Genomic DNA, 22,995 nt, shown 5'->3' with positions numbered 1-22,995 from the left:
AGCCGTAATGGACCGTTCACCGTGGCATGCCGGCGAGAAACAGTTGCAGGCACATGTAGGCGTTGTTGAGCGCATGGAGACGCTGGGTCGTCGGGTGATTCGCAGCGAGATGCCGGATCAGCACCGAACCTTCTACGAGCAATTGCCGTTCATGCTATACGGCGCGGTCGATGGCGACGGTCTTCCGTGGGCCAGTGTGCTGGAAGGCGAGCCGGGCTTTGCCCATTCGCCTGAACCGGGGCTGTTGCACTTCAGCAGCCTGCCTGCGGCGGACGATCCCGCGCAACTGAACGAGGGTGCGGCTGTTGGTTTGCTGGGGATTGAACTGCACACCCGCCGGCGCAACCGGATCAATGGGCGAGTGGGCGGTGTATCGGCCAGCGGCTTTGGGGTGACGGTGCAACAGTCGTTCGGCAATTGCCCGCAGTACATTCAATTGCGTCAGTTCCGTACGGTGCCGTTGGCGGACCCGGCCACACGTATCGCCCAACACCTCAACGAATTGGATGACGCAGCCAAAGCCGTGATTGCCGAGGCAGACACCTTCTTTGTCGCCAGTTACGTGGATGTCGATGGCGAGCGCTCTGTGGATGTTTCCCATCGCGGAGGACAGGCCGGATTCGTTCAAGTGGAAGGCAATCGCCTGACCATTCCGGATTTCGCCGGCAATCTTTTTTTCAACACGCTGGGCAACCTGCTGGTTAATCCTCGGGCCGGTTTGTTGTTTATCGATTTCAATTCGGGTGATCTGCTGCAACTGAGCGGTCATACCGAAATCATTCTCGAAGGTCCGGAAGTCGAGGCGTTTCAAGGTGCTGAACGCCTATGGATGTTCCACGTGGAACACGTCGTGCGTCGTCCTGCTGCGCTTGCGCTGCGTTGGCGATTTGATGGCGTTTCACCTACCAGTTTGCTGACTGGCACCTGGGCGCAAGCCAAGGCCCGTCTGCAAGCACAGGCTCTGGGTGATCGGTGGCGGCCATTGCGTGTGGTGCGCATCGAAGCGGAAAGCCACAACATCCGTTCGATTTATCTTGAGCCTGCCGATGGCGCCGGGTTGCCATTGTTTCAGGCCGGGCAGCATTTACCGCTGCGATTCAACATCGACGGAGAGGTACATATCCGCACGTACAGCCTGTCGAGCGCTCCGTCCGACGACTTTTTCCGTATCAGCGTGAAGCGCGACGGACGAGTATCTTCACACTTGCATGAGCAGGTTAGTGTTGGCGATCTTTTGGAAGCGCGTGCCCCTCAAGGGCACTTCACCGTGGCGCCCCACGAGCGTCGCCCCTTGGTGCTGCTGGCTGCCGGTGTTGGCATTACGCCGCTGTTGTCCATGCTTCGCGAGGTGGTTTATCAGGGACTGCGCACGCGCCGTATTCGGCCAACCTTGTTCTTGCAGAGTTCGCGCAGCTTGGCAGATCAGGTATTTCGCCCCGAACTGAATCGCTTGCTTGATGATGCCGGTGACGCGGTCCGGGTGGTACGCCTGCTCAGCCAACCGGAACCCGAGGCGCAGGAGGGTGAAGATTTCGATTTGAGCGGGCGGATAGACGTCGCCGTACTCAAAGACCTGATTGAGGCCGAAGATTACGATCAGGTGGATTTTGTCCTCTGCGGTCCGGGCAGTTTTACCCAGGGGTTGTACGACAGTCTGCGGGAACTGGATATTCGCGATGTGCGAATTCACGCCGAAACCTTTGGCCCATCAACGTTGCGTCGGCGCTTGGACCCCGATGCGGTGGTCATCGAGCAACCGCCCGCCGCGACGACTTCGGTGCCGGTGGTGTTCGAGCGTTCGGCAAAGGAGGCCCGCTGGCAACCTGACGGCGGGAGTTTGCTGGAACTCGCGGAAAGCCGTGGCTTGCATCCGGAATTCAGTTGCCGTGGCGGCTCCTGCGGAACCTGCAAGACGCGCCTTATCAGCGGCCAGGTGAATTATCCACAACCGCCAGCGGAGATACCGGATGAAGGGCACGTGCTGATTTGCTGTGCCGTTCCGGCTCAGAGCGCGCAGCCTTTGGTCCTGGATCTCTGAAAATGCACCGAGCTGAACATTGCTCGCCAGCCGCAGGGTGAGTAGGGTAATGAGCAGAACGAAGAAGGGCCGTAATAGGCCCTTTGTGCATTTCAGGGACAGGCGTTTTCATGGTTTCTCTTACTCGCTGGATAATCGGGTTGATGGCGCTGGCGCTGCTCAACGGTTGCGAACGACAAGATGCACCACCGCTCGATCAGCAGCTTTACGTCTGGCAACGGCAATGGACACCGGCCCATGAGGCGGCCTTGAGAGACAGTCGTGCAGACTTCTCGACCTTGCGCGTGCTGGCGTTGCAGGCTTTCCCACAAGCAGGCTGGAGTCGGACGCGGATTGATCCGGTCATGCTCAAGCAGGACGGTCGACCAGTGATTGCGGTGATTCGTCTTGATGGACAACTGAAGTCGCTGAATCAGGACGAGGTCACGACGCAGATTCAGCTGGTGATCGGTGATTGGCAGGCACAGGGGCTAAGCCTCGCCGGTGTGGAGATCGATCATGATGCGGGTAGCGCGCGGCTACCGGCCTACCGTGAGTTTCTGACGCACCTGCGCGAAGTGCTTCCGGCCACTTTGCCACTGAGCATCACGGCATTGCCGGCCTGGCTAGGCAGCCCCGAGTTGCCCGCACTCTTATCCACAGTCGATAGCAGTGTGTTGCAGGTGCATGCCGTGAGTGATCCACGTCTTGGCTTGTTTGATCCGGATCAGGCGCGGCAGTGGTCCGAGGCTTGGAGCCGTATCACTACCAAACGATTCTATCTGGCACTGCCGGCCTATGGCGTAGCGCTGCTACCGGATGCCGGCGGCGCGCCTATCGTAGAAAGTGAAGTGACCATCGAGCGTGCGGGTGAGCGTCGGGAGTTGCTCGCCGATCCTCGGCAACTGAGTCAGCTCAACACCCAATTGCGTTCTGATCCGCCAGCGCATCTGGCGGGCCTGATCTGGTTTCGCTTGCCACTGACCAACGACCGCCGAGCCTGGAGCCTGACCACCCTGCGTGCAGTGGCCCGTGGTGATGCCCTTGGCAGTCAACTGACGCTGAACCTCTTGACGCAAAAAGGACTCTACGAGATCGGCATCCGTAACGAGGGCAACCTCGACAGAGCCTGGCCCGAGCGCCTGACGCTTGCGGTTCGGGGGTGTGAGGGGGCCGACGCGCTGGCCGGTTATACATTGCAACAAAGTCCGGATCTGCTTACCTTCACTCGCCTGCGCGAAGGTCGGATAGCGGCCGGCGGGCAGCGCGCAATCGGTTGGGCGCGCTGCGCAAACGTTGATCAAGGAGCGTCGAATGTTCACCCGTAACTGGCCATGTCATCTGTTGTGCCTGAGCCTCAGCCTGCCGCTGGGTTCGGCGTTGGCTTGCGGCCCGGACTTCCCCATGCGCCTGCTGGACAACCGTGACCAGTCGTTGGCCGAAATGCCGGAAGGTAACTTCCGCTTTGAGATCAATCGGCTTGGTCATGGGATCGCGGGTCTGAAAAGTGTCAGCGAAATCACCTATGGCATGGACGCCACGGACTATGCAGAACAGCGCAGCCAGGCCGAGCAAGTCGGTTTGAGTGCCGAGCAACAAGCCTTGGTGACGCAGTTGCGTGGTCTAATCGATGCCCGTCAGGTTGAAGCGCAAGGCGCGAGTCTGCCTGCCGAACTCAGGTTGTATCTGGCCGGCGCTGTAGCCTTTGCTGCCGATGACCAGGGTTTGGCGGCGGAGTATTTTCAGAAAGTACTGGCACTGCCGGCAGATCAGAGAGCATTACGCAGCACCTGGGCGGCGTATTCGTTGGGGCGGGTGTTGTTTGCCATGAGCGCGCAGACGGGAGCAGATTCCGATCTGCTGACACGCTCAAGAAAGGCGTTTGAGCAAACCCGGCAACTGAGTATCGAGGGTTTCAGCGATCCGCTGGAACTGGGTGTCGCCAGCCTCGGTGAAGAGGCCCGTGTGGCTCGCACCGCCGGTGACTGGAACAGCGCCATCGAACTCTACGCTACGCAAAACCGCCATGGTTCGACAGTGGGCTACACCTCGTTGAAATTGTTGGCGGCCGATCTAGCGACGATGCCCGAGGCGCAACTGGCGGACTTGCTCAAGCATCAACCGGTGCAGCAACTGGTGACTGCGTCGTTGATCAGTCGACTGGGTTGGTCGTTCGGTGATCAGCCGCCGAACGAGCAAAAACTGGTCAAGCTCCTGCAAGGCAGCACACACGGCAGTCTCGACAACGCCGATCGCTTGGCCGCACTGAATTATCAACAGGGCGATTACGCTAGCGCCAAGGCGTTTCTCGAACACGCTGGCGATGGCGGCCTGGCCTGGTGGTTGCGGGCCAAACTGGCGGTGCGCGATGGCGATAAAAATGCGGCTGCTGCAGCGTACGCGAAAGCAGCCCAGGCCTTCCCGCAGAGTGAATCCTGGGGCGAGCGAAGGACCCCGGACTGGGCTTTCGAATCCTTGCAGCCCAAGTGTCGGGTCGAAGGCGAAAGCGCGATCCTGGCCCTGCAGCGCGGGGATTATCTGCAAGCGTTCGATCAGCTCTATCGCAGCAAAGACATCTATTGGTTCGATGCGGCAACCGTGGCCGAAAGGGTGCTGACCCTTGATGAACTCAAGCACTACGTCGACACCCAAGTGCCGGCGCCACCGCCGTTGACTCAACAGGAGCGCGACAACTATGTACCGTTGCCAGTGGCGGCGAGTTTGCGCAATTTGCTCGGGCGGCGATTACTGCGTGAGGGCCACTATGAGGAAGCACCGGCTTATTTCGACAACGACGGGCTGCGCCACAAAGCCAGGTTGTATGGCCAGCAACGCCTGGCTGCCGATTCGGCGTGGTGGCCAACGCGTCGCGCCGCTGCACTGTTCAATTCTGCCTGGACGGCGCGCGAGTGGGGCATGGATATCCTCGGTTATGAAATGGCCCCGGATTACGCCACGTTCGGGGGTAACTACAGCCTTGAAAATACTGAATTGAAAGTCGGGCCGCTGGTGGCTGAGGACGAAGTGAAGCGTCAGCAGGCCAGCGCCGCGCAACCCGATCAACGCTACCACTACCGGTTTGTCGCCACGGCATTGGCCAGTCGCGCCGCCGACAATTTGCCCCACACCAGCCAGGCGTTTGCCGCTGTGCTGTGCGAAGCGGCCGGGTGGAACAGCAGCCTGGATGAGCAAAGTGCCCTCTATCAGCGCTACGTCAAAGAAGGCCCGTTTGTGCCATGGGCGGCGGATTTCGGTCATCAATGTCCGTATCCCGACTTCGACAACGCTGACAAGCGTTATGTCACCCAGGTCACCGATGCGGTTCGTTCAACACTAAAACCATACAAAACAGCTCTGCAGGTCGGTGGTGTGTTGGCCGTTGCGGCAGCGGGGCTGATGCTGATCATTCGCCGCCGCAAGGTCCGGTGAATCTCAAGCCTGCTGAGCGAAGGTTAGCCGCACGGCGAAACCGATTAACAGACTGCCGAACAGCCATTGCTGCAAGCGTTGGGCCGATGGACTGCGTTGCAACCATCGGCCGAGCGCGGCACCGGTCAGGGCATAAGCGCTGTCGAACAGTAATCCCACGGCCACTAGCACTACTCCCAGAGTGGCGAATTGGGCGAGTACCGGTCCTGTGTGGGGATCAATGAACTGTGGCAGTAGCACCGAGCAGAACAGCAAGGCCTTGGGGTTTAGCAGGTTGGTCAGCAAGCCACGTTGGATGGCTTCCCGATATTGCGGTTTCTCGTCGGTTGAATTCGAACCGTTCAGGGTCGGCAACAGGGTCGTGCGCAGGCACTGGATGCCGATCCACAGCAGGTAAGCGGCGCCAGCCAGGCGTACCGCATCGAAGGTCCAGGGTGCCGCTTTGAAAAGGGCCGCCAGACCCAGTGCCGCCAACGCTACATGACAACCTCGTGCGATGGCCAAACCCACGGCGGTGGCCAGTGCCGTACCTTTGCCCTGGCGGGCGCCGGTCTGCAACAGCAGGATCATGTCAGGGCCGGGCAATAGGTACACCACCGCCAGCGCCATGAAAAACAGCCAGAGACCTGTCATGTTGCACCCCATTCGTTGTCGATTCGGTACGGCCAGTCTAGGGCGAAGGGGCGGGGCAGGTGCTTGCGTAGTTGGCTTCTAAAGCGCGTTCGTTTGGCATAACCTGCTATTAAATGACCGATAATCTCTCTGGATCTGCCAAATAATGAAACTCGATGCCTACGACCGAAAGATCCTCGCCGCGCTGCAACGGGACGGTCGCTTGAGCAATGTGCAACTGGCCGACGAGATCGGTCTTTCCGCGTCACCCTGCTTGCGCCGGGTAAGGATGCTGGAAGACGCCGGAGTGATTCGGGGCTATCAGGCCAACCTGGATCGCGATGAAGTCGGGCTCGGGTTGACCGTGTTCGTTGGCGTGAAAGTCGAGCGCCATAACGACGAACAGGCCGAAGCCTTTCGCCTGGCAGTGACGGCGCTGCCTGAGGTGGTCTCGGCGTTTCTGGTGTCGGGGGAATCGGATTTTCTACTGCAAGTGGTGGTCCCGGACCTGCGTGCCTATGACCGCTTTCTCACGGGATGCTTGCTCAAGTTGCCGGGAGTGAGCGATATCCGCAGCAACTTTGCGATTCACACGGTGAAGGCACCGGGGGCGTTGCCGTTGGGGCATCTGCCCGCTTGATACCGGGTTGACTTCGTTCGCGAGCAGGCTCGCTCCCACAGTACCTCGGTGATTTCCTGTGGGAGCGAGCCTGCTCGCGAAAGCGGTAGTCCGCGCACAGCGGGCCAACAGGCTTACATCTGCGTCGCCATCCCCTCCACATTCATCGCCGCTTGGCGCAACGCCTCGGAGCGGGTTGGATGTGGATGGCAGGTCAGGGCAATGTCTTCGGCTGAGGCGCTGAACTCCATGGCCACGCAATATTCGCCAATCATTTCACTGACGCTAGGCCCGACCAGGTGCACGCCGAGGATTTCGTCGGTGCGCTCATCGGCCAATACTTTGGCGAAACCTTCGGTTTCATGGTTGATCTTCGCCCGGCTGTTGGCGGTGAAGGGGAATTTGCCGACCTTGTACGCCCGGCCCTCGGCTTTCAGTTGTTCCTCGGTCTTGCCCACGCTGGCCAGTTCGGGCTTGGTGTAGATCACGTTGGGAATCAGCTCGTAGTTAACTTCGCCGGCCTTGCCGACAATCTGCTCGACGCAGGCCATGGCTTCGTCTTCGGCCTTGTGCGCGAGCATCGGTCCGGATGTCACATCGCCGATCACCCAGACGCCGGCGGCCTCGGTGCGATGGTCCTTATTGGCGAGCATGCCGCGTTTGTCGGTGGCGAGGCCGACGTTCTCCAGGCCCAGACCCTGTGTATAAGGCCGGCGCCCGATGGCCACCAGCACGTAATCGGCTTCGAGCGTTTCGGCGGTGCCGCCCGCGGCGGGCTCAACACTGAGCTGGACGCCGGTGTCGGATGTTGTCGCGCGGGTCACCTTCGAACTCAACTTGAAGCTGATGCCTTGTTTGCTCAATGAGCGCTGCAGGGTTTTCCCCGCTTCACCGTCCACGCCGGGGCAGATTCGGTCAAGGAACTCGACCACGGTCACCTGTGCGCCCAAACGTCGCCACACCGAGCCCAGCTCCAGTCCGATCACGCCAGCGCCGATCACCACCAGGTGCTTCGGCACTTGCGCCAGTGACAGTGCGCCGGTGGAATCCAGGATGCGCTTGTTATCGATGTCCACGCCGGGCAGGGGAGTGGGCTCGGAGCCGGTGGCGATAATGATGTCCTTGGCGCTCAGCTCGGTCTTGCTGCCTGCGCTGTCCGTTACCGTAACTTTGCCCGGTCCGTCGATGTGGCCCCAGCCTTTGATCCAGTCGACCTTGTTTTTGCGAAAGAGAAACTCGATGCCCTTGGTCAACCCGGTCACGCTTTCATCTTTCTGTTTCATCATCTGGGCGAGATTGAGGCTGGGTTTGACCTCGATGCCCAGGTTGGCGAATTCCGCTCCCATGGCCGCGTCGTACAGTTCGGAGGCGTGCAGCAGCGCCTTGGAGGGCATGCAGCCGACATTCAGGCACGTGCCGCCGAGGGTGGCGCGTCCTTCTACGCAAGCCGCTTTCAAACCCAGTTGGCCTGCGCGAATCGCTGCGTTGTAGCCGCCGGGGCCACCACCGAGTATCACGACATCATAGGTGCTCATGGATCTACTCCTGGATCTTGAAGGGGGGCGAGAGGGGTAAACGTAGTCCTTGAATAAAATTACGAACGTAATATGTGTGTTTTCACGCATTTCGGTCAAGGCTTCAGCGAAGCGACAGGTTGGGCATCTTTAGATAGCGCGAATGAACACGAAAATTTCACCGATTTCGTTATATCGTAACGAATTGCGATGTGAGCAAAGCTGAGCACTGGGGTGGTATGCAAGTCGATCTCGATGTGGAAGGGGTGCAGGTAACCGAGCTACCGCGCTTTCAGCAGGCAGTTTTTCAAGGGCGACGATTGCGCCAGCTCGCGATTGGCTTCGGTGTGCTGGCGGCCTCGGGGTTGGTGCTGGGGTTCTTTGTCGGGCTGTTTGCGCCGCAATCTCTTTGGCCGGCGTTGTTGTTCAATCTCAGCGCTGCGCTCCTGGTATCGGTGGCGGGCCTGCAATCAGCGTGGTGGGTGACGCAATGGCGGGCGCGGGCGTTGAATCCCGCGGAACCTGTGGTTGTGACTGAAGAAGTCGAGTCTCCGATTGGCTGGTACGAACGACTGCTGGATCGTTTGGGCCAGCGATGGCTTCATCTAATGAGGCAGATCGGCGCGCCGACGCTGTGGTTCGGCGGTTGGGCATTGCTGGCGCTGCTATGCGTGGAACAGGCCTGGAACCTTGGATTGCCCGCTGCTGCCTTGGGGTTGTCAGCTACTGTTGGCGCGGCCCTGGCACTGTTGCTGGCTTTCAGTTTGCTGGTGCTGGAGCGGCACCTGGCCCAGGAAAATGCCGCTCAATGGCCCGAAGCGGGAGCATTGGCGCAACTGACGCGGATCGCCATTATCAGTCTGGTGCTCGGTGCGCTTTGCCTGCTGTTTGCCAATGAAACCTCGATCTGGCCCGTGCGTCTGGCGGTGCTGATCGGACTGCTGCCGGGGTTGGTCGCCATCGAGTTGCTGCTACGCGCCGTACTGTCATTGTTCAGTCCCCGTCGTGAACAACTTGAACCAGCATTGCTGGCGCGCAGTTTTGTTGCCGACATGTTGCGCTGGCCACCGCAGCCATTGCTGGCGTTGCAGCACGAGTTGCACAACCGTTTCGGTATCGATCTGCGGCAGATCTGGGCGTTCACGTACATGCGCCGTGCGTTTTTACCGGTGCTGGCTGTTGTTGGGGTTGTCGGCTGGTCACTCACCGGCATCCACGAAATACCGCTGCAAGGGCGGGGCGTGTACGAGCGTTTTGGTAAGCCGGTGGCGGTGTTCGGTCCGGGTTTGCACGCGGGTTTGCCATGGCCGTTGGGTCGGGTGCTGAGTGTCGAAAACGGCGTGGTTCACGAGTTGGCCACCAGTGTCGGCGAATCGCCTGCACCGATGCAGGCTGACCCTGCTGAGGGGCCGGCGCCGATCACTGCCAACCGTTTGTGGGACGCGAGCCATGTAAATGACAAGTCCCAGGTGATCGCCAGCAGCCGCGCCGACCAGCAGAGCTTTCAGATCGTCAACATGGACGTGCGTTTCGTCTATCGCATCGGTCTGAGCGATCAAGCAGCATTGGCGGCGACTTACAACAGCGCCGATGTACCGACACTGATCCGCAGCACCGCCAGCCGGATTCTGGTTCATGACTTCGCTTCGCGAACCCTCGACGGATTGCTCGGCGAAGACCGTGTTGGGCTTGCCGAAGAGATCGGTCGCGCGGTGCAGGCGGACTTGAGCACACTTCACAGCGGCGTGGAAATCCTTGCCACGGTGGTCGAAGCGATTCACCCGCCGGCGGGCGCCGCCAATGCCTATCACGGTGTGCAAGCGGCGCAGATCGGTGCACAGGCCTTGATTGCCCGTGAACGCGGAGCAGCCTCCGAAGCCACCAACCAGGCGCAGTTGCAGGCCAGCATCGCGCGGGATCAAGCAACGGCTAGCGCTCGTGAAATCAGTGCGGGGGCGCAAGCGGCCGACCTTAAATTTGCAGCCGAGCAGAAGGCTTATGCCAGCGCCGGGCAGGCCTTTGTGCTGGAGCAGTACCTCAGTCAACTTTCCCAGGGCCTGGCCAACGCCAGGTTGCTGGTGCTCGATCATCGTCTGGGTGGTAGCAGCAATGCGCCGACCATCGACCTGCGTACCTTCACGTTGCCGGCTGACCCTGCGCCGTCCCGTCAAACCGCTCAGCCAGGAGCTGCCCATTGAGCCAGACTCACACTCATGATCATGATGATCACGCCGGCCACGATCATGGCCATGGTGGGCATCACCACCACGGTCACCACCATCACCATCACGGCGACCCACAAGAAGCAGGTCCGTTTCCCTGGCGGCGAATGGGATGGGCGGCGTTGCTTGTGGCGTTCGCCGTTGCGGCAGCGAGTCTGGTGCAGGTGAGGTCGGGGGAGGCCACCGTGATCACGCGTTTCGGTAACCCTTCGCGGGTGTTGCTGGAGCCGGGGCTTGGCTGGCGCTGGCCGGCACCGTTCGAAGCAGCGATACCGGTGGATCTGCGGCTGCGCACCACGTCCAGTGGCTTGCAAGACGTGGGTACACGGGACGGTCTGCGCATCATCGTTCAGGCGTATGTAGCCTGGCAGGTGCAGGGCGACCCGGACAATGTGCAGCGCTTCATGCGCGCCGTGCAAAACCAGCCGGACGAAGCGGCACGGCAGATTCGCACCTTTGTCGGCTCGGCACTGGAAACCACAGCCAGCAGTTTTGATCTGGCCAATCTGGTCAACACCGATGCCAGTCAGGTCCGCATCGCCGATTTCGAAACGCAACTGCGCAAGCAAATCGATCAGCAATTGCTCACCACCTATGGCGTGCGTGTGTTGCAGGTCGGTATCGAACGCCTGACCCTGCCCTCCGTCACGCTCACTGCGACGGTCGATCGCATGCGTGCCGAGCGTGAAACCATTGCCACCGAGCGCACTGCCATTGGCAAGCGTGAAGCCGCGCAAATTCGTTCTGCTGCCGAACGTGATGCGCGGATCGTGCAGGCCGATGCCACGGTGAAGGCGGCGGATATAGAAGCTCAATCTCGAGTTGAGGCCGCGCAGATCTACGGACGTGCCTATGCCGGTTCACCGCAGCTCTACAACTTGCTGCGTTCGCTCGACACCTTGGGCACGGTGGTCACGCCGGGGACAAAACTGATTCTGCGCACCGATGCCGCGCCATTCCGGGTGCTGGTGGACGGTCCGCCGAGTCTAGAAAACAAATCCGGGCCGCAACCATGAGTGGGGTTCCACGTGGAACACATGCGTTGAGCAGTCCCTGGATTCAGGCCGGGCGCCTGGCATTTCTCGCGTTATACGGCGTGACGGTCCTGACCGCTTTGGCGTGGGCTTTCTCCAACGTGCGGCAGATCGATCCGCAAAATCGTGCGGTAGTTTTGCATTTTGGCGCGCTGGATCGCATCCAGAATGCCGGGTTGTTGTTGGCCTGGCCGCGACCGTTTGAACAGGTGATTTTGTTGCCAGCGGCAGAACGGGTCATCGAGCGTCGTGTGGAAAATCTGCTGCGCAGTGATGCGGCATTGCAAGCCGATCGCGTCGCGAGTTTTGCCACGCCGATCAGTGATGCACTGGCAGGGTCCGGTTACCTGCTGACCGGTGATGCCGGGGTGGTGCAACTGGATGTGCGGGTGTTTTACAAAGTCACCGATCCCTACGCTTTTGTGCTGCAAGGCGAACACGTGCTGCCGGCCCTGGATCGACTGGTCACTCGCAGCGCATTGGCACTGACGGCGGCCCGTGATCTGGACACCATTTTGGTGGCGCGACCGGAGCTCATCGGTGCCGATAGCAAGGCAGCAGAAAGGCGTGAGCGCTTGCGCGGCGACTTGGTGCAGGCCATCAACCAAAGGCTGGCCGAGCTGGCGACAACCGGGCAGGGGTTAGGAATCGAAGTCGCGCGGGTCGATGTGCAATCGAGTTTGCCCGGCCCAGCGGTGAACGCTTTCAACGCCGTGCTGACCGCCAGCCAGCAAGCCGACAAAGCGGTGGCCAACGCGCGTACCGAAGCCGAGAAACTCACCCAGACCGCCAACGAACAGGCTGATCGAACACTGCAGGTCGCCCACGCTCAGGCGAGTGAGCGTTTGGCCAAAGCGTCTGCCGACACCGCCACGGTATTGAGTCTGGCCAAGGCACAACAGCAGGGCACCGACCCGCAAATGTTGCTGCGGATTTACCGCGAGCGGATGCCGAAAATTCTGGGTCAGGCGGGGTCGGTGACCACGGTCGATCCGAAAGACGATTCCCGCCTGATCATTCAGGGAGCTTCACAATGACTGCGCAAACCGCCGCTGCCCCGAGCCTGTTGTCCTCGGCCGAACAACGCAGCGCCGCACGCCAGTTGACTCTGGCCATGCTCGCCCTTGGCTTGCTCGCCTTGGGCTTGGTCTGGCGCTGGTTGTCGCCCGAACAGACCGGTGTCAGCCAACTACTGCTGGGTGTCGCTTCCGTGCTGGTGGCCGTACCCGTCATGCGTTCAGCCTGGTACAGCCTGCGCTATCCGAGTCTGCACGGCATCACCGATCAGTTGATCGCCCTGGCCATGCTCGGTGCCTGGGCGACCGGCGATCTGCTGACGGCGGCACTGCTGCCAATCATCATGATCTTTGGCCATGTGCTGGAAGAGCGCAGCGTGATCGGTTCGCAGGAAGCGATTCACGCCTTGGGAAAACTGACGCGCAGCCATGCACGAAAGATTCAGGACGACGGCTCCATTGTTGAAGTCGACAACGGCACGCTCAAGACCGGCGACCGGGTTGAGGTGCGCGCGGGTGATCGGGTGCCGGCGGATGGTCGGGTGTTGTCCGGTCAGGCGAGTCTCGACACCGCCTCCATCACCGGCGAATCAGTGCCGGTAGAGGCGGGCATCGGCATGACGGTGTTTGGTGGGGCCATCAACCTTGATGGCCTGCTGCGCATCGAAGTGACCCGTACCGGCCACGAGTCGACCCTTGGTAAAGTGATCGCGCTGATGCAAAACGCCGAGCGTTCCAAGCCGCCGATCACGCGACTGCTGGAGCGCTACGCCGGCAGCTACATGGTGCTGGTGTTGCTGCTGGCAGCGGTCACCTGGTTCATCACCAACGATGCCCAGGCCATGCTCGCGGTATTGGTAGCGGCCTGTCCCTGTGCGTTGGTTTTGTCAGCGCCGGCCACGGCGATTGCCGGTGTAGCGGTGGCCGCGCGACACGGCATTCTGATCCGCAGCTCGGCGTTTCTTGAAGAGTTGGCAGACCTGACCTCGCTGGTGGTCGACAAGACTGGCACCCTGACTTTCGGCACCTTGCGCCTGCAATCCATCGAGAGCCCGTTGGAGGATCGCAGTCCCGTCCTGAAGCTTGCCGCCAGTCTTGGTTCGGCCAGCAGCCACCCGGTCAGCCGTGCGCTGGCTGGATTGGTGACTCAGGAGCATTTTGTGTTGCTCACGGATATCCATGAACGGCAGGGATTGGGTGTGGTAGCCATGACGGAGCAGGGTGAGGCTGCACTTGGACGACCTGAGTTGTTCGCCCAATTGAAGATCCCCACTTCAACCGTTCCCGAACACGACGGCCCGATCGCCGGGCTGGCGCTTAACGGTGAGTTTCTCGCCTGGCTGCTGCTGGCTGACAGCGTGAAGCCCGAAGCCAGGTTTGCCCTGAATGAATTACGTGACCTTGGTTTGGGTCGGCAACTGTTGCTCACCGGCGACCGGCAAAGTGTTGCGCACACGCTGGCGCGGGATGTCGGGATCAGCGATGTCGAGGCACAGGCGTTGCCCGAGGACAAACTCAACCGTGTGCTGAAAGAAATCGGTAACGGTTTCCGGCCTATGGTGGTGGGGGATGGCATTAACGACTCGTTGGCCCTCAAGGCTGGCGTGGTCGGCGTGGCCATGGGGGCGGGTGGTGCGGATATCGCTCTGGCTTCGGCTGACATCGTGCTGATCGGCAGCGACCTGCGTCGCCTCGGTACATGCGTGCGTTTGAGCCGTCAGTGCCGGCAAACCCTTCAGGTCAACGTGATCATCGGCCTGGGCTGGACCCTGGCGATCGTTGCCTTTGCCGCATTTGGCTGGCTGGGTGCGGCTGGGGCGATGATTGCTGCGTTGCTGCATAACTTCAGCACGTTGTTGGTGCTGGGCAATGCCGGGCGATTGCTGCGGTTTCAGGAGCCGTTGCTCAAACTGTAGGAGCGAGCTCGCGATGGTCGTTAACGATTACGTGTGTTTTCTGGCTACACGCGGTGCGCTTGAGTCCATCGCGAGCAAGCTCGCTCCTACAATCGAACGGGTTAAAGGTTTAGAGAACTGCGCGTCGAATTTGTAGTCCTTTAAGGTAAGAGCGATCATTTCTGTGAATTCTCGGCCAGTTGTCGAGAGTGTCGTGATCATAGAAATCCGCTATTAATTCGATAGGCAGCTATTTTTCAAGGATGGTCTAACCTCTCAGCAGACGTCTGAAACAAGGGGGATTTTCCATGCTCGCGCAACTTCCACCGGCCTTACAGAATCTGCAGTTACCGCTACGCCTGCGCCTCTGGGATGGCCACGAGTTCAATCTGGGGCCGACGCCCAGCGTCACGATTGTGGTCAAGGACCCACTGATGGTCACCCAGTTTACCCAACCAAGCCTGAGCTCATTGGGAGCAGCGTTTGTCGAGGGCAAACTGGAGCTCGAAGGCTCCATCAGTGATGTGATCCGCGTCTGTGATGAATTGAGCCAGGCGTTGCTGGCGGATGAGGACAATCAGCCCGTGCGTACCGCCCACGATAAAGAGACGGACGCCAAGGCCATTTCCTATCATTACGACCTTTCCAACGCGTTTTATCAGCTGTGGCTCGACAGCGACATGGCCTATTCCTGCGCCTATTTCGAGACCGGCAGCGAATCCCTTGAGCAAGCGCAGCAAGCCAAATTCCGCCACTTGTGCCGCAAGTTGCGACTGCAACCGGGCGAGTATTTGCTGGATGTCGGCTGCGGATGGGGCGGATTGGCACGCTATGCCGCCCGGGAGTTCGGTGCGAAAGTGTTCGGCATCACCCTCAGTAAAGAGCAACTGGCCCTGGCCCGGGAGCGGGTAAAAGAAGAAGGATTGGAAGACCAGGTCGAACTGCAGTTGCTCGATTACCGAGACCTGCCACAGGATGGTCGATTCGACAAAGTGGTCAGCGTCGGCATGTTCGAACACGTCGGTCATGCGAACCTGGCCGAGTACTGCAAAACCCTGTTTGGCGCGGTGAAAGAGGGTGGCCTGGTGATGAACCACGGGATTACCGCCAAACACATCGACGGCCGTCCGGTGGGCCGTGGCGCCGGTGAGTTCATCGAGAAATATGTGTTCCCCAACGGTGAGCTACCGCACCTGTCGATGATTTCTGCCGAGATCAGCGAAGCAGGGCTTGAGATCGTTGATGTCGAGAGCCTGCGCCTGCACTACGCGCGCACCCTGGATCACTGGAGTGAACGACTGGAAGACAACCTTGAGGCCGCCGCCAAGCTGGTGCCGGAGCAAGCGCTGCGGATTTGGCGCCTGTACCTGGCCGGTTGCGCCTATGCATTCGCCAGGGGCTGGATCAATCTGCACCAGATCCTTGCCGTGAAGGCGCACCCCGATGGCAGCCATGAACTGCCGTGGACGCGGGACGACATCTACAACCCTTAGAGTATTGGAGAAATGAGCCGGGCGATCCGCATGCCGACCTGCTGCAGGCGTGCGGTCTCCCGGCCTTCTTCTTTTGCGATTTCGTGGGCCTGGGCGAAGTCATCGTTGAGCATCTGCTCCACCTTGGCGGCAAATGCATGGTCGACGGTCAGCAACATCACTTCGAAATTCAACCGGAACGAACGGTTGTCCATGTTGGCGCTGCCAATGGCGCTGATATCGTTATCGATCAGCACCACTTTCTGATGGAGGAAGCCGGGTTCGTAGCGGAACACCCGCACACCTGCGCGCACGGCTTCGAAGGCATAGAGGCTGGAAGCTGCGTAGACGATTCGATGATCGGGCCGTGACGGCAGCAAAATCCGCACATCGACCCCGCGCAATACCGCCAGGCGCAAGGCGGCGAACACCGGTTCGTCAGGGATGAAATACGGGCTGGTGATCCACACCCGTTCGGTCGCTGCGTGGATGGCTTCAACGAAGAACAGCGAACAGGTCTCGTAGGAATCCGCCGGCCCGCTGGCGAGCATTTGGCACAGCACGCCGGTGTCCGGGTAGACCTCCGGCAGAATCAGCGGCGGTAACGATCGGGCTGCCCAGAACCAGTCTTCAGCGAAGGATTCCTGCATGCAGGCCACCACCGGTCCGCGCACTTGTACGTGGGTATCGCGCCACGGCGCCAGGGGTGGTTTTTCGCCCATGTATTCGTCGCCCACGTTATGCCCGCCGACGAAGCCGAGTATGCCGTCGACCACCACGATCTTGCGGTGGTTGCGGAAGTTGACCTGGAAGCGATTGAGCCAGCCGCTACGGGTCGCAAAGGCTTTGACCTCGACACCGCCATCTCGCAACGCCTGTACATAACTGTGGGGCAGCGAGTGACTGCCGATCCGGTCATAAAGCAGATAGATCGCAACGCCCTCGGCGGCTTTCTCCAGTAACAGGTTGTGCAGGCGCTGACCGAGACGGTCGTCATGAATGATGAAGAACTGAATCAGCACCGCCTGTTTGGCCTGGCGGATGGCGTTGAAAATAGCATCGAACGTGGCCCGGCCATTGATCAGCAATCGCACGTCGTTGTTGGCCAGGCAGGGCATGCGGCCCAGCTTCGGCATCGCTCTCAGGGAGGCGTATGCGGTGGAAGCGCGCGCGGTGAGTGCTTCCTCTACCCATGGCCGCCAATTGAGCTCGGAGACGGCCTTGCGCATTTCTTCGTTGGCTTGGCGCCGGGCCTTGATGTAACCATCGAAAGTGCTACGACCGAACACCAGATAAGGGATGAGCGTCAGGTAGGGCATGAAGACCAGAGACAAGGCCCAGGCGATGGAGCCTTGGGCGGTTCGGACGGTCAACACGGCATGGATCGCTGCCAGTGTTCCCAGTGTGTGCAGCAATGCGATGGTGTAGCCAAAAATGTGCGGTCCAAAATAATCCATGGGGGGCAGCCTTGCTCCTGAAGATTCAATGCTTAACAGACCATGTTCCGTGCAGAATGTCGCTATTTAATTGGCCCATGAACCGAAGCCCGTGGCTGGCGTCTAACAGCCACCATTGATCAGGAGTTACTCGATGAACGTTCGTCTGCTGGGTTTGGCCATTACGCTGGGTTTGGCACTTCCTGTGGCTGCTCAGGCGCAGATGCTGCAGCCAGGTTTGTGGGAGTTGACCACCAGCAACATGAAGGTGGATGACCAGAATCTACCGGATCTGCAACTGATCCTCGGTCAGCTACAAAGCCAGATGACCCCTGAACAGCGTGCGCAGCTGGAAAAACAGGGCATCACCATGGGCGGCAAAGGCATTCGCGCGTGCCTGACGCCGGAGCAAGTCAAGACCGACGATATCCCGCTGACCGACCCGCAATCGGGCTGCAAGCAGGAAATCACCGATCGCACCGGCAACCAGTGGAAATTCCGTTTCAGCTGTCCGAAGGCGCAGGGTGCGGGCGTTGCAACGTTCCTCAGTGACCGTGAGTTCACCACCAAGGTCAACGGTACGTTCAATGCCACCGGCATTCAGCAGAAGGGTAGCCTTGAAAGTCGTGCCGTGTGGTTGGGGCAGGATTGCGGCACCGTGAAGCCAAGAGCTTAAAAACATAAAAGCTTCGTCGGAACGCCGCCCGGAGCCGGCTCGCTCCCACAGGGGAATGGTACTTAACTGTGGGAGCGAGCCTGCTCGCGAAGGCGTTCGTTCAGATACCGGCATTCCCAGGCTGACCCAACCATTCACACACAGCTTCAACCTTCATCCTTCCGAAATCCTCTCCATCGCGACTGCGCACACTGACAAACCCGCCAACCTTTTCCATCTCTCCAACCACGACCAGGTACGGCACTGACTGACTGTGATGGCGGATCTTATAGCGAACTTTTTCATTACGCAGATCTGAAAGGGCATGCACGCCACCGCGACGAAGGTGCTCGGTCACCGCGTGCGCATAACCGGTCTGACGATCGTCCATGCTGACGACCACTACTTTTGGCGGTAGGCGCCATTGCTGCAGTTCCTGGTGGCTCGACCAGCAGGTACCGTAGATGCGTTGTTGCAAGGTTCCGTTGACGTGGTCGAGGGCGAACGCCTGCAAGACCTTGGTGGTGGGGACGTGCGGGCCGGTCGTCAAATAGTCGGTATCCCCTAGACGGTAAAGCGACAGATTGTCGGGAGGAGCCGAAGAGGAGGGGATAGGGCGGCGGCGAATCGAGTGGTTGGTTGCGGCCAGGGATTGCATGCGCGCCTCGATCACTGGCAGGTCCGACGTCGTTAATGGGCGCTCGACATCGAACTCGCAATAGAATCCGTCACCCAACGCCGAACCCGTGCGCAGTTGCGCATGCGCGTGGAGTTGCTGGACAGCCATCGCCAGCATCAGTGAACAGGAGCGACGCATGATCTCCAGTCCGTCCGGCTCCTGCGCGGTCACGATACTGACCCGGGCATCCGCCTTGATCATGAACTCACAGTCCACCAATTCGCCGTCCACCCGACCCGCTACTGCTGCATTGGCCAATCCGGGGCCAATACTGGCCGCAACTTCATGCACGGACAGCGGTTGGTCGTACTCACGCAATGAACCATCGGGCAGGGTGATCTGGATCATGGTTATTGTTCTCGGATGCATCGATCACACGCGTTAGCGAATCAACAGTAGAGGCAAACCCTGGTCGTTGTCATGTAGACATTTGTCGTGTCCTGTCATTACAAGCTCAGAACTCATTTTGCCGGGCCTTGCAGCCACGCACCAGATCGACATTGGTGAGGGACACATTTTCAGAAAATTCCGAGGCACTGACTGGTGGGAATTGGTCATGCGGATCATGGTTTGCTCAACGCGTTGTAGAGGGTGTTGAGGTTGTATTCGAACAACCCGGTAAACGTACTGGCCGGTCCGCTCGCCGCGAGCGCATCGGAGTACAGGGTGCCGCCGATTTGCGCGCCACTTTCGTCAGCGATCTGCTTGAGCAAGCGAGCGTCCTTGATGTTCTCCATGAACACCGCTTTGACCTTGGCCTGACGAATCTGAGTGATCAACGCAGCGACTTCAGCGGCCGAAGGTTCGCGTTCGGTAGACAGCCCCTGCGGCGCCATGAAGTTGATTCCGTAGGCTTGGCCGAGGTAGCCGAAGGCGTCATGGGAGGTCACGATCTTACGGTTGCCCGGTGGGAGTGAGCCAAGCTTGGCCTTGGCTTCAGCGAGCAAAGCGTAGATCTGTTTCAGGTAGGCCTGGCTGTTGCGCTGGTAGTCGTCCTTGTTTGCCGGGTCGGCGGCGATCAAGGCTTTGGTGATATTGCGGATGTACAGCTCGGTGTTGGCCAGGTTGTGCCAGGCGTGGGGGTCGGGAACCTTCTCGCCGTCTTCATCCAGGGAGCGCGGAATCACGCCTTGGCTCGCGCTGATGACAGGTGCTTTGGTTTCGGTGCTGGTCACCAGGCGATCAAGCCATGGCTCGAATCCCAAGCCGTTTTTGATGATGAGGTTTGCCTTGAGCAGCGCTTGGCCGTCGTCCGGGGTTGGCTCATAGGTGTGAGCATCGGCGTCGGGGCCGACCATGTTGATGATCTGGACGTGATCGCCGCCGATCTGGTGGGTCATGTCGGCGAGGATGCTGAAGCTGGTGACCACTTGGAGTTTTTCCGCCGCGGACAACGACATCGATAACATCAAACTGAACAGCACGAATAAAGCGCGCATCGGGTAACACCTCATTGGGATGTAAGCAAAGGCGGGCGGCGCAGCAAACCGTGCACCGGCCCCAGCACCACGGACAGTAGGTAAAAAGTACCGGCAACCAGCACGATGGCCGGACCGCTGGGCAACGCGTAGTGGAACGACAGCAACAGTCCAAGCCACACCGAGAGGCAGCCGATCAGCGCAGCAATGGCCATCAACGTCGGCAAGCGACGACTCCAGAAGCGTGAGGCCGCGGCGGGTAGCATCATCAAACCGACCACCATCAAGGCGCCGATAGCCTGGAAACCGATCACGAGATTCAGCACCACCAACGTCAGGAATACACCATGGGCCAGTGGTCCCAGGCGGCTGACGGAATGCAGGAAGAGTGGGTCGAGGGTGTCCAACAGCAGAGGGCGGTAGATCAGCGACATGGCGATCAGGCTGATCGCCGAGACCCAGAGCATGCCGGTCAGGGTCGGGCCATCGACGGCCAATGCCGAGCCGAACAACAGGTGCAACAGGTCGAGGCGCTTGCCAGCGATGCCGAGGATCAGCACACCACCGGCCAGGGAAATCGGGTAGATCGCGGCGAGGCTGGTGTCCTCTCGCAAGCCTGTTCGACGTGTGATCCAGGCAGCGAGCCCGGCCATTCCAAGACCGGCACCAAGGCCTCCGAGGGTTAATGCGGGAAGGCTCAGGCCAGCGAACCAGAACCCCAGCGCAGCACCGGGTAGAATTCCGTGGGCCACGGCGTCACCGATCAGGCTCATTCGCCGCAGGATCAGAAACACACCCAAAGGCGCGGTGCTGCAAGCCAGAACCAGTCCGCCAAGCAATGCCCGACGCATGAAGACGAATTCGTGGAAGGGCTGCCACAGCTGAGCGGCGGCAAGCATCAAGCCACCTGCGCTTCAGGTTGTTGGCGGATGAGATCGGAGCTTGGAGCAAACACGCATCCGCTGCTTTTGATCAACAACGTGTAGGGAATGTGTTGGCGAACGGCGGCCAGGTCATGGCACACCACAACCAGGGTTCGACCTGTGGCATGCCAGGCATGGAGATGCTTCCACAGCAGCGACTGACCGAGTTCGTCAAGAGCCGCATGGGGTTCGTCGAGCAGCAACAGCGGCGCATCGGTGAGGCTCAAGCGAGCGAGCAGGGCGCGCTGCAATTCTCCGCCCGAGAGCGCCATCAAGGGGCGACTCTCGAGCCCGTCCAGGCACCAATCGTTCAGAACGGAATCAAGACGTTGCCTACGCTGCTCAGGCGATTGCTTGCTGCCCCAGAACCCGGCGGCGACCAGTTCTTCGAGGTTGATGGGGAACTGGCGATCCAGGTGTTGTTGCTGGGGCAGGAATGAGAGCGCGCCCTTGCGTGGAACATTCAGCATGACCTTGCCCGCGAGTGGCTTCTGCAGGCCGGCGATGACTTTCAACAGGCTGCTTTTGCCACAGCCGTTGGCACCGATCACTGCGGTCAGGCTTCCTTTCGGGAGTTCGATGTTCAGGGCGGGCGTCAGTGGCTGGCCGGGAGCGCCCCAACGCAAGGCTTGGCAGCGGATCATGCGGCCTCCCAGTTCCAGCGGCTTTCGGCGACTGCGTCGTGGGCGTGGAGGCTCTCAGCGTGAACCACTCGCAGGTGAAAACCCGTGATGCCCGGAGAGCGTTTCAGGGCCAGGTTCAAGCGTCGCGCGGCGTCCTCGCAGAACATCAGGTTCTGACCGTTGGCCAATGCGAAGGCTTGTTCATCGGCGCGTTTTACGGCGGTTTGCACGGCGGTGCCGAGGGCTGCTTCGGCGTCATTGATGAGTGCGATCAGCGGTAGCTCGTCCAGGTAGTCGTCCAGACGTAGGGACAATTGTGCGGTGCTGCGTTGGCTGTGGGGCGTGGCGACTATGCCTTTGGGGGAGCCGAGCCAAGCCAATACATCGGCGTGGTTGATTGCCCTGTTGGCAAAGTCATCGACGAATTGCTGCTGAATCAACTGTCGGGAAAGCGCGGCTGAACAGGGGCACGTCGAGGAATAAGGCACGTCGATTTTTAGTTCCACGTGGAACATTGCGCTTTTCAAACGCGCTTTGATGCTGACGGGATAGCTTTTCCAACCAGTCAAAGGGCTGACCAGCGCTGGCCTTTTCAGCAGTAAATCGAAGTGAATGTTCAAGTAAGCGCTGTTCGACAGTCCTTTATGACTGACCAGGAAACTCAGCAAAACGCGCCGAAGCAGATCGGGCGAAAGGGTGTCCTGCTCTAGCATTTCCAGCGCCAGGTAGAGCCTCGACATGTGAATGCCGCGTGCTTCGCCGTTATCCAGGCTCACACCGGCATCCGCCGTTGCAACCAGTCGTTTTCCATCAAACAAAACAGGAAGAGCAATGCCGCACATGCCCACCCACTCCAGTGGCAGGGCTTGGCGTGAGGCCTGCGCGGCGATATCCGGCAGAGTCAGCGCATTCATGAGCAGGTCCATCGAGGAAGTTGAATTGAATGTTATACTATAACAATCAATTCAACGATGTCTTTTTCATGAACAGGTTTTCATCAGGCGTGGACGCTGCTTGCTCGGTTTGATCTCGCCTAACAGCCAGCAATCCGATTGCAGGTGAACTTGCCACTGCTACCGCCGGAGCTGGAAAACCGATTGATCGTGGTCCAGCCGACGCGCCGGTTATAGCCGACCCAAGCTTCACCGTCGGAAGCGATGCCGGTGAAAAACGTCAACTGGCCGTAGCGACTGTTGGTCTGCGCCCAGTAGCGTTTTCCGGACGCATCGAAGCCCCTCAAATACATCGTGCTACCCGCGGTATTGACGCTGTAGGCGTTGCCGTCACCATCCACGCAGGCCAGCAGGTTGGCGCTGCGGGTGCATTTGGCCAGGGGAGGGATTTGCGCGCTGGCATCGAATGCGACCAGCAGTGAAGCGCTCAAGAGCGCGGATCTCAGGGCATTACGCATGGCACTTCTCACCAACAGAA

The 22,995-nt window shown here is 59.9% G+C and carries 19 protein-coding genes and 1 pseudogene; 10 read left to right on the top strand and 10 right to left on the bottom strand.

Annotated features, from left to right (window positions below; genetic code table 11):
• Nucleotides 1-7: 7 nt before the first annotated feature.
• The 3 genes from ACSFE6_RS02705 to ACSFE6_RS02695 all read left to right on the top strand — a co-directional run bounded on the left by ACSFE6_RS02705 (nt 8) and on the right by ACSFE6_RS02695 (nt 5,446).
• Complete coding sequence (locus ACSFE6_RS02705; RefSeq protein ID WP_435426147.1) at nt 8-2,038, top strand: pyridoxamine 5'-phosphate oxidase family protein; 2,031 nt, start codon at nt 8-10, stop codon at nt 2,036-2,038.
• A 110-nt stretch (nt 2,039-2,148) separates the two neighbouring features.
• The gene (locus ACSFE6_RS02700; RefSeq protein ID WP_435426146.1) at nt 2,149-3,345 is read left to right on the top strand and encodes a DUF3142 domain-containing protein; all 1,197 of its coding nucleotides are present in this window, start codon (nt 2,149-2,151) and stop codon (nt 3,343-3,345) included.
• Nucleotides 3,332-5,446: a hypothetical protein gene (locus tag ACSFE6_RS02695; RefSeq protein WP_435426145.1), complete on the top strand. Its 2,115-nt coding sequence runs from the start codon at nt 3,332-3,334 to the stop codon at nt 5,444-5,446. Before ACSFE6_RS02700 ends, ACSFE6_RS02695 begins: the two co-directional genes overlap by 14 nt.
• Before the next feature lie 3 nt (nt 5,447-5,449).
• Here the strand turns inward: ACSFE6_RS02695 and ACSFE6_RS02690 are convergent, their stop codons facing one another.
• Nucleotides 5,450-6,079 carry a LysE family translocator gene (locus ACSFE6_RS02690; protein ID WP_435426144.1) on the bottom strand — a complete coding sequence of 210 codons (630 nt, stop codon included), beginning with the start codon at nt 6,077-6,079 and terminating at the stop codon, nt 5,450-5,452.
• A 145-nt stretch (nt 6,080-6,224) separates the two neighbouring features.
• On the opposite strand from ACSFE6_RS02690, the gene ACSFE6_RS02685 reads away from it, so the two are divergent.
• Nucleotides 6,225-6,698, top strand: coding sequence for an Lrp/AsnC family transcriptional regulator (locus tag ACSFE6_RS02685; protein ID WP_435426143.1), 474 nt, complete (start codon nt 6,225-6,227; stop codon nt 6,696-6,698).
• Between the two features lie 113 nt (nt 6,699-6,811).
• On the opposite strand, the gene lpdA is transcribed toward ACSFE6_RS02685, so the two are convergent.
• Complete coding sequence (gene lpdA, locus ACSFE6_RS02680) at nt 6,812-8,212, bottom strand: dihydrolipoyl dehydrogenase (RefSeq protein ID WP_435426142.1); 1,401 nt, start codon at nt 8,210-8,212, stop codon at nt 6,812-6,814.
• A gap of 218 nt (nt 8,213-8,430) precedes the next feature.
• On the opposite strand from lpdA, the gene hflK (ACSFE6_RS02675) reads away from it, so the two are divergent.
• The 5 genes from hflK (ACSFE6_RS02675) to cfaB all read left to right on the top strand — a co-directional run bounded on the left by hflK (ACSFE6_RS02675) (nt 8,431) and on the right by cfaB (nt 15,851).
• Nucleotides 8,431-10,389: a protease modulator HflK gene (gene hflK, locus ACSFE6_RS02675; RefSeq protein WP_435426201.1), complete on the top strand. Its 1,959-nt coding sequence runs from the start codon at nt 8,431-8,433 to the stop codon at nt 10,387-10,389.
• Nucleotides 10,386-11,429 (top strand): protease modulator HflC, encoded by a 1,044-nt coding sequence (gene hflC / locus ACSFE6_RS02670; protein ID WP_435426141.1) that lies wholly within the window; start codon nt 10,386-10,388, stop codon nt 11,427-11,429. The genes hflK (ACSFE6_RS02675) and hflC overlap by 4 nt, the downstream gene beginning before the upstream one ends.
• Nucleotides 11,426-12,484, top strand: coding sequence for a protease modulator HflK (gene hflK, locus ACSFE6_RS02665; RefSeq protein WP_435426140.1), 1,059 nt, complete (start codon nt 11,426-11,428; stop codon nt 12,482-12,484). Before hflC ends, hflK (ACSFE6_RS02665) begins: the two co-directional genes overlap by 4 nt.
• Nucleotides 12,481-14,379 (top strand): cation-translocating P-type ATPase, encoded by a 1,899-nt coding sequence (locus tag ACSFE6_RS02660; RefSeq protein WP_435426139.1) that lies wholly within the window; start codon nt 12,481-12,483, stop codon nt 14,377-14,379. Before hflK (ACSFE6_RS02665) ends, ACSFE6_RS02660 begins: the two co-directional genes overlap by 4 nt.
• A gap of 287 nt (nt 14,380-14,666) precedes the next feature.
• Entirely contained in the window at nt 14,667-15,851 is a 1,185-nt protein-coding gene (gene cfaB, locus ACSFE6_RS02655; RefSeq protein ID WP_435426138.1) for a C17 cyclopropane fatty acid synthase CfaB, read from the top strand.
• Here cfaB and cls read toward each other — a convergent pair.
• The gene (cls, locus tag ACSFE6_RS02650; protein ID WP_435426137.1) at nt 15,848-17,287 is read right to left on the bottom strand and encodes a cardiolipin synthase; all 1,440 of its coding nucleotides are present in this window, start codon (nt 17,285-17,287) and stop codon (nt 15,848-15,850) included. The two genes, cfaB and cls, sit on opposite strands and share 4 nt — an antisense overlap.
• 133 nt (nt 17,288-17,420) lie before the next feature.
• Between cls and ACSFE6_RS02645 the strand changes: the two genes are divergently transcribed.
• A complete protein-coding gene (locus ACSFE6_RS02645) occupies nt 17,421-17,942 on the top strand; it encodes a DUF3617 domain-containing protein (RefSeq protein WP_435426136.1) in 522 nt (173 codons plus the stop codon).
• 100 nt (nt 17,943-18,042) lie between these two features.
• Here the strand turns inward: ACSFE6_RS02645 and ACSFE6_RS02640 are convergent, their stop codons facing one another.
• From ACSFE6_RS02640 to ACSFE6_RS02610, 7 genes and pseudogenes are all read right to left on the bottom strand, one after another.
• Nucleotides 18,043-18,948, bottom strand: coding sequence for a His/Gly/Thr/Pro-type tRNA ligase C-terminal domain-containing protein (locus ACSFE6_RS02640; protein ID WP_435426200.1), 906 nt, complete (start codon nt 18,946-18,948; stop codon nt 18,043-18,045).
• Nucleotides 18,949-19,054: 106 nt separating this feature from the next.
• A pseudogene (locus ACSFE6_RS02635) lies at nt 19,055-19,141 on the bottom strand (carbonate dehydratase); the annotation flags it as partial.
• Between the two features lie 22 nt (nt 19,142-19,163).
• A complete protein-coding gene (locus tag ACSFE6_RS02630) occupies nt 19,164-20,039 on the bottom strand; it encodes a metal ABC transporter substrate-binding protein (RefSeq protein WP_435426135.1) in 876 nt (291 codons plus the stop codon).
• Nucleotides 20,040-20,050: 11 nt separating this feature from the next.
• The gene (locus ACSFE6_RS02625; protein WP_435426134.1) at nt 20,051-20,917 is read right to left on the bottom strand and encodes a metal ABC transporter permease; all 867 of its coding nucleotides are present in this window, start codon (nt 20,915-20,917) and stop codon (nt 20,051-20,053) included.
• Entirely contained in the window at nt 20,917-21,585 is a 669-nt protein-coding gene (locus tag ACSFE6_RS02620; protein ID WP_435426133.1) for a metal ABC transporter ATP-binding protein, read from the bottom strand. The genes ACSFE6_RS02625 and ACSFE6_RS02620 overlap by 1 nt, the downstream gene beginning before the upstream one ends.
• Entirely contained in the window at nt 21,582-22,478 is an 897-nt protein-coding gene (gene folE2 / locus ACSFE6_RS02615; RefSeq protein WP_435426132.1) for a GTP cyclohydrolase FolE2, read from the bottom strand. Before folE2 ends, ACSFE6_RS02620 begins: the two co-directional genes overlap by 4 nt.
• Before the next feature lie 119 nt (nt 22,479-22,597).
• Entirely contained in the window at nt 22,598-22,975 is a 378-nt protein-coding gene (locus ACSFE6_RS02610; protein WP_435426199.1) for a glutamine synthetase, read from the bottom strand.
• Nucleotides 22,976-22,995: the final 20 nt, after the last annotated feature.

The organism is Pseudomonas baetica (genome assembly GCF_051216495.1).
Classification (GTDB): Bacteria; Pseudomonadota; Gammaproteobacteria; order Pseudomonadales; family Pseudomonadaceae; genus Aquipseudomonas; species Aquipseudomonas baetica_B.
The sequence above is the reverse complement of the archived record's forward strand: the minus strand, read 5'-3'. Positions and strand labels throughout refer to the sequence as shown.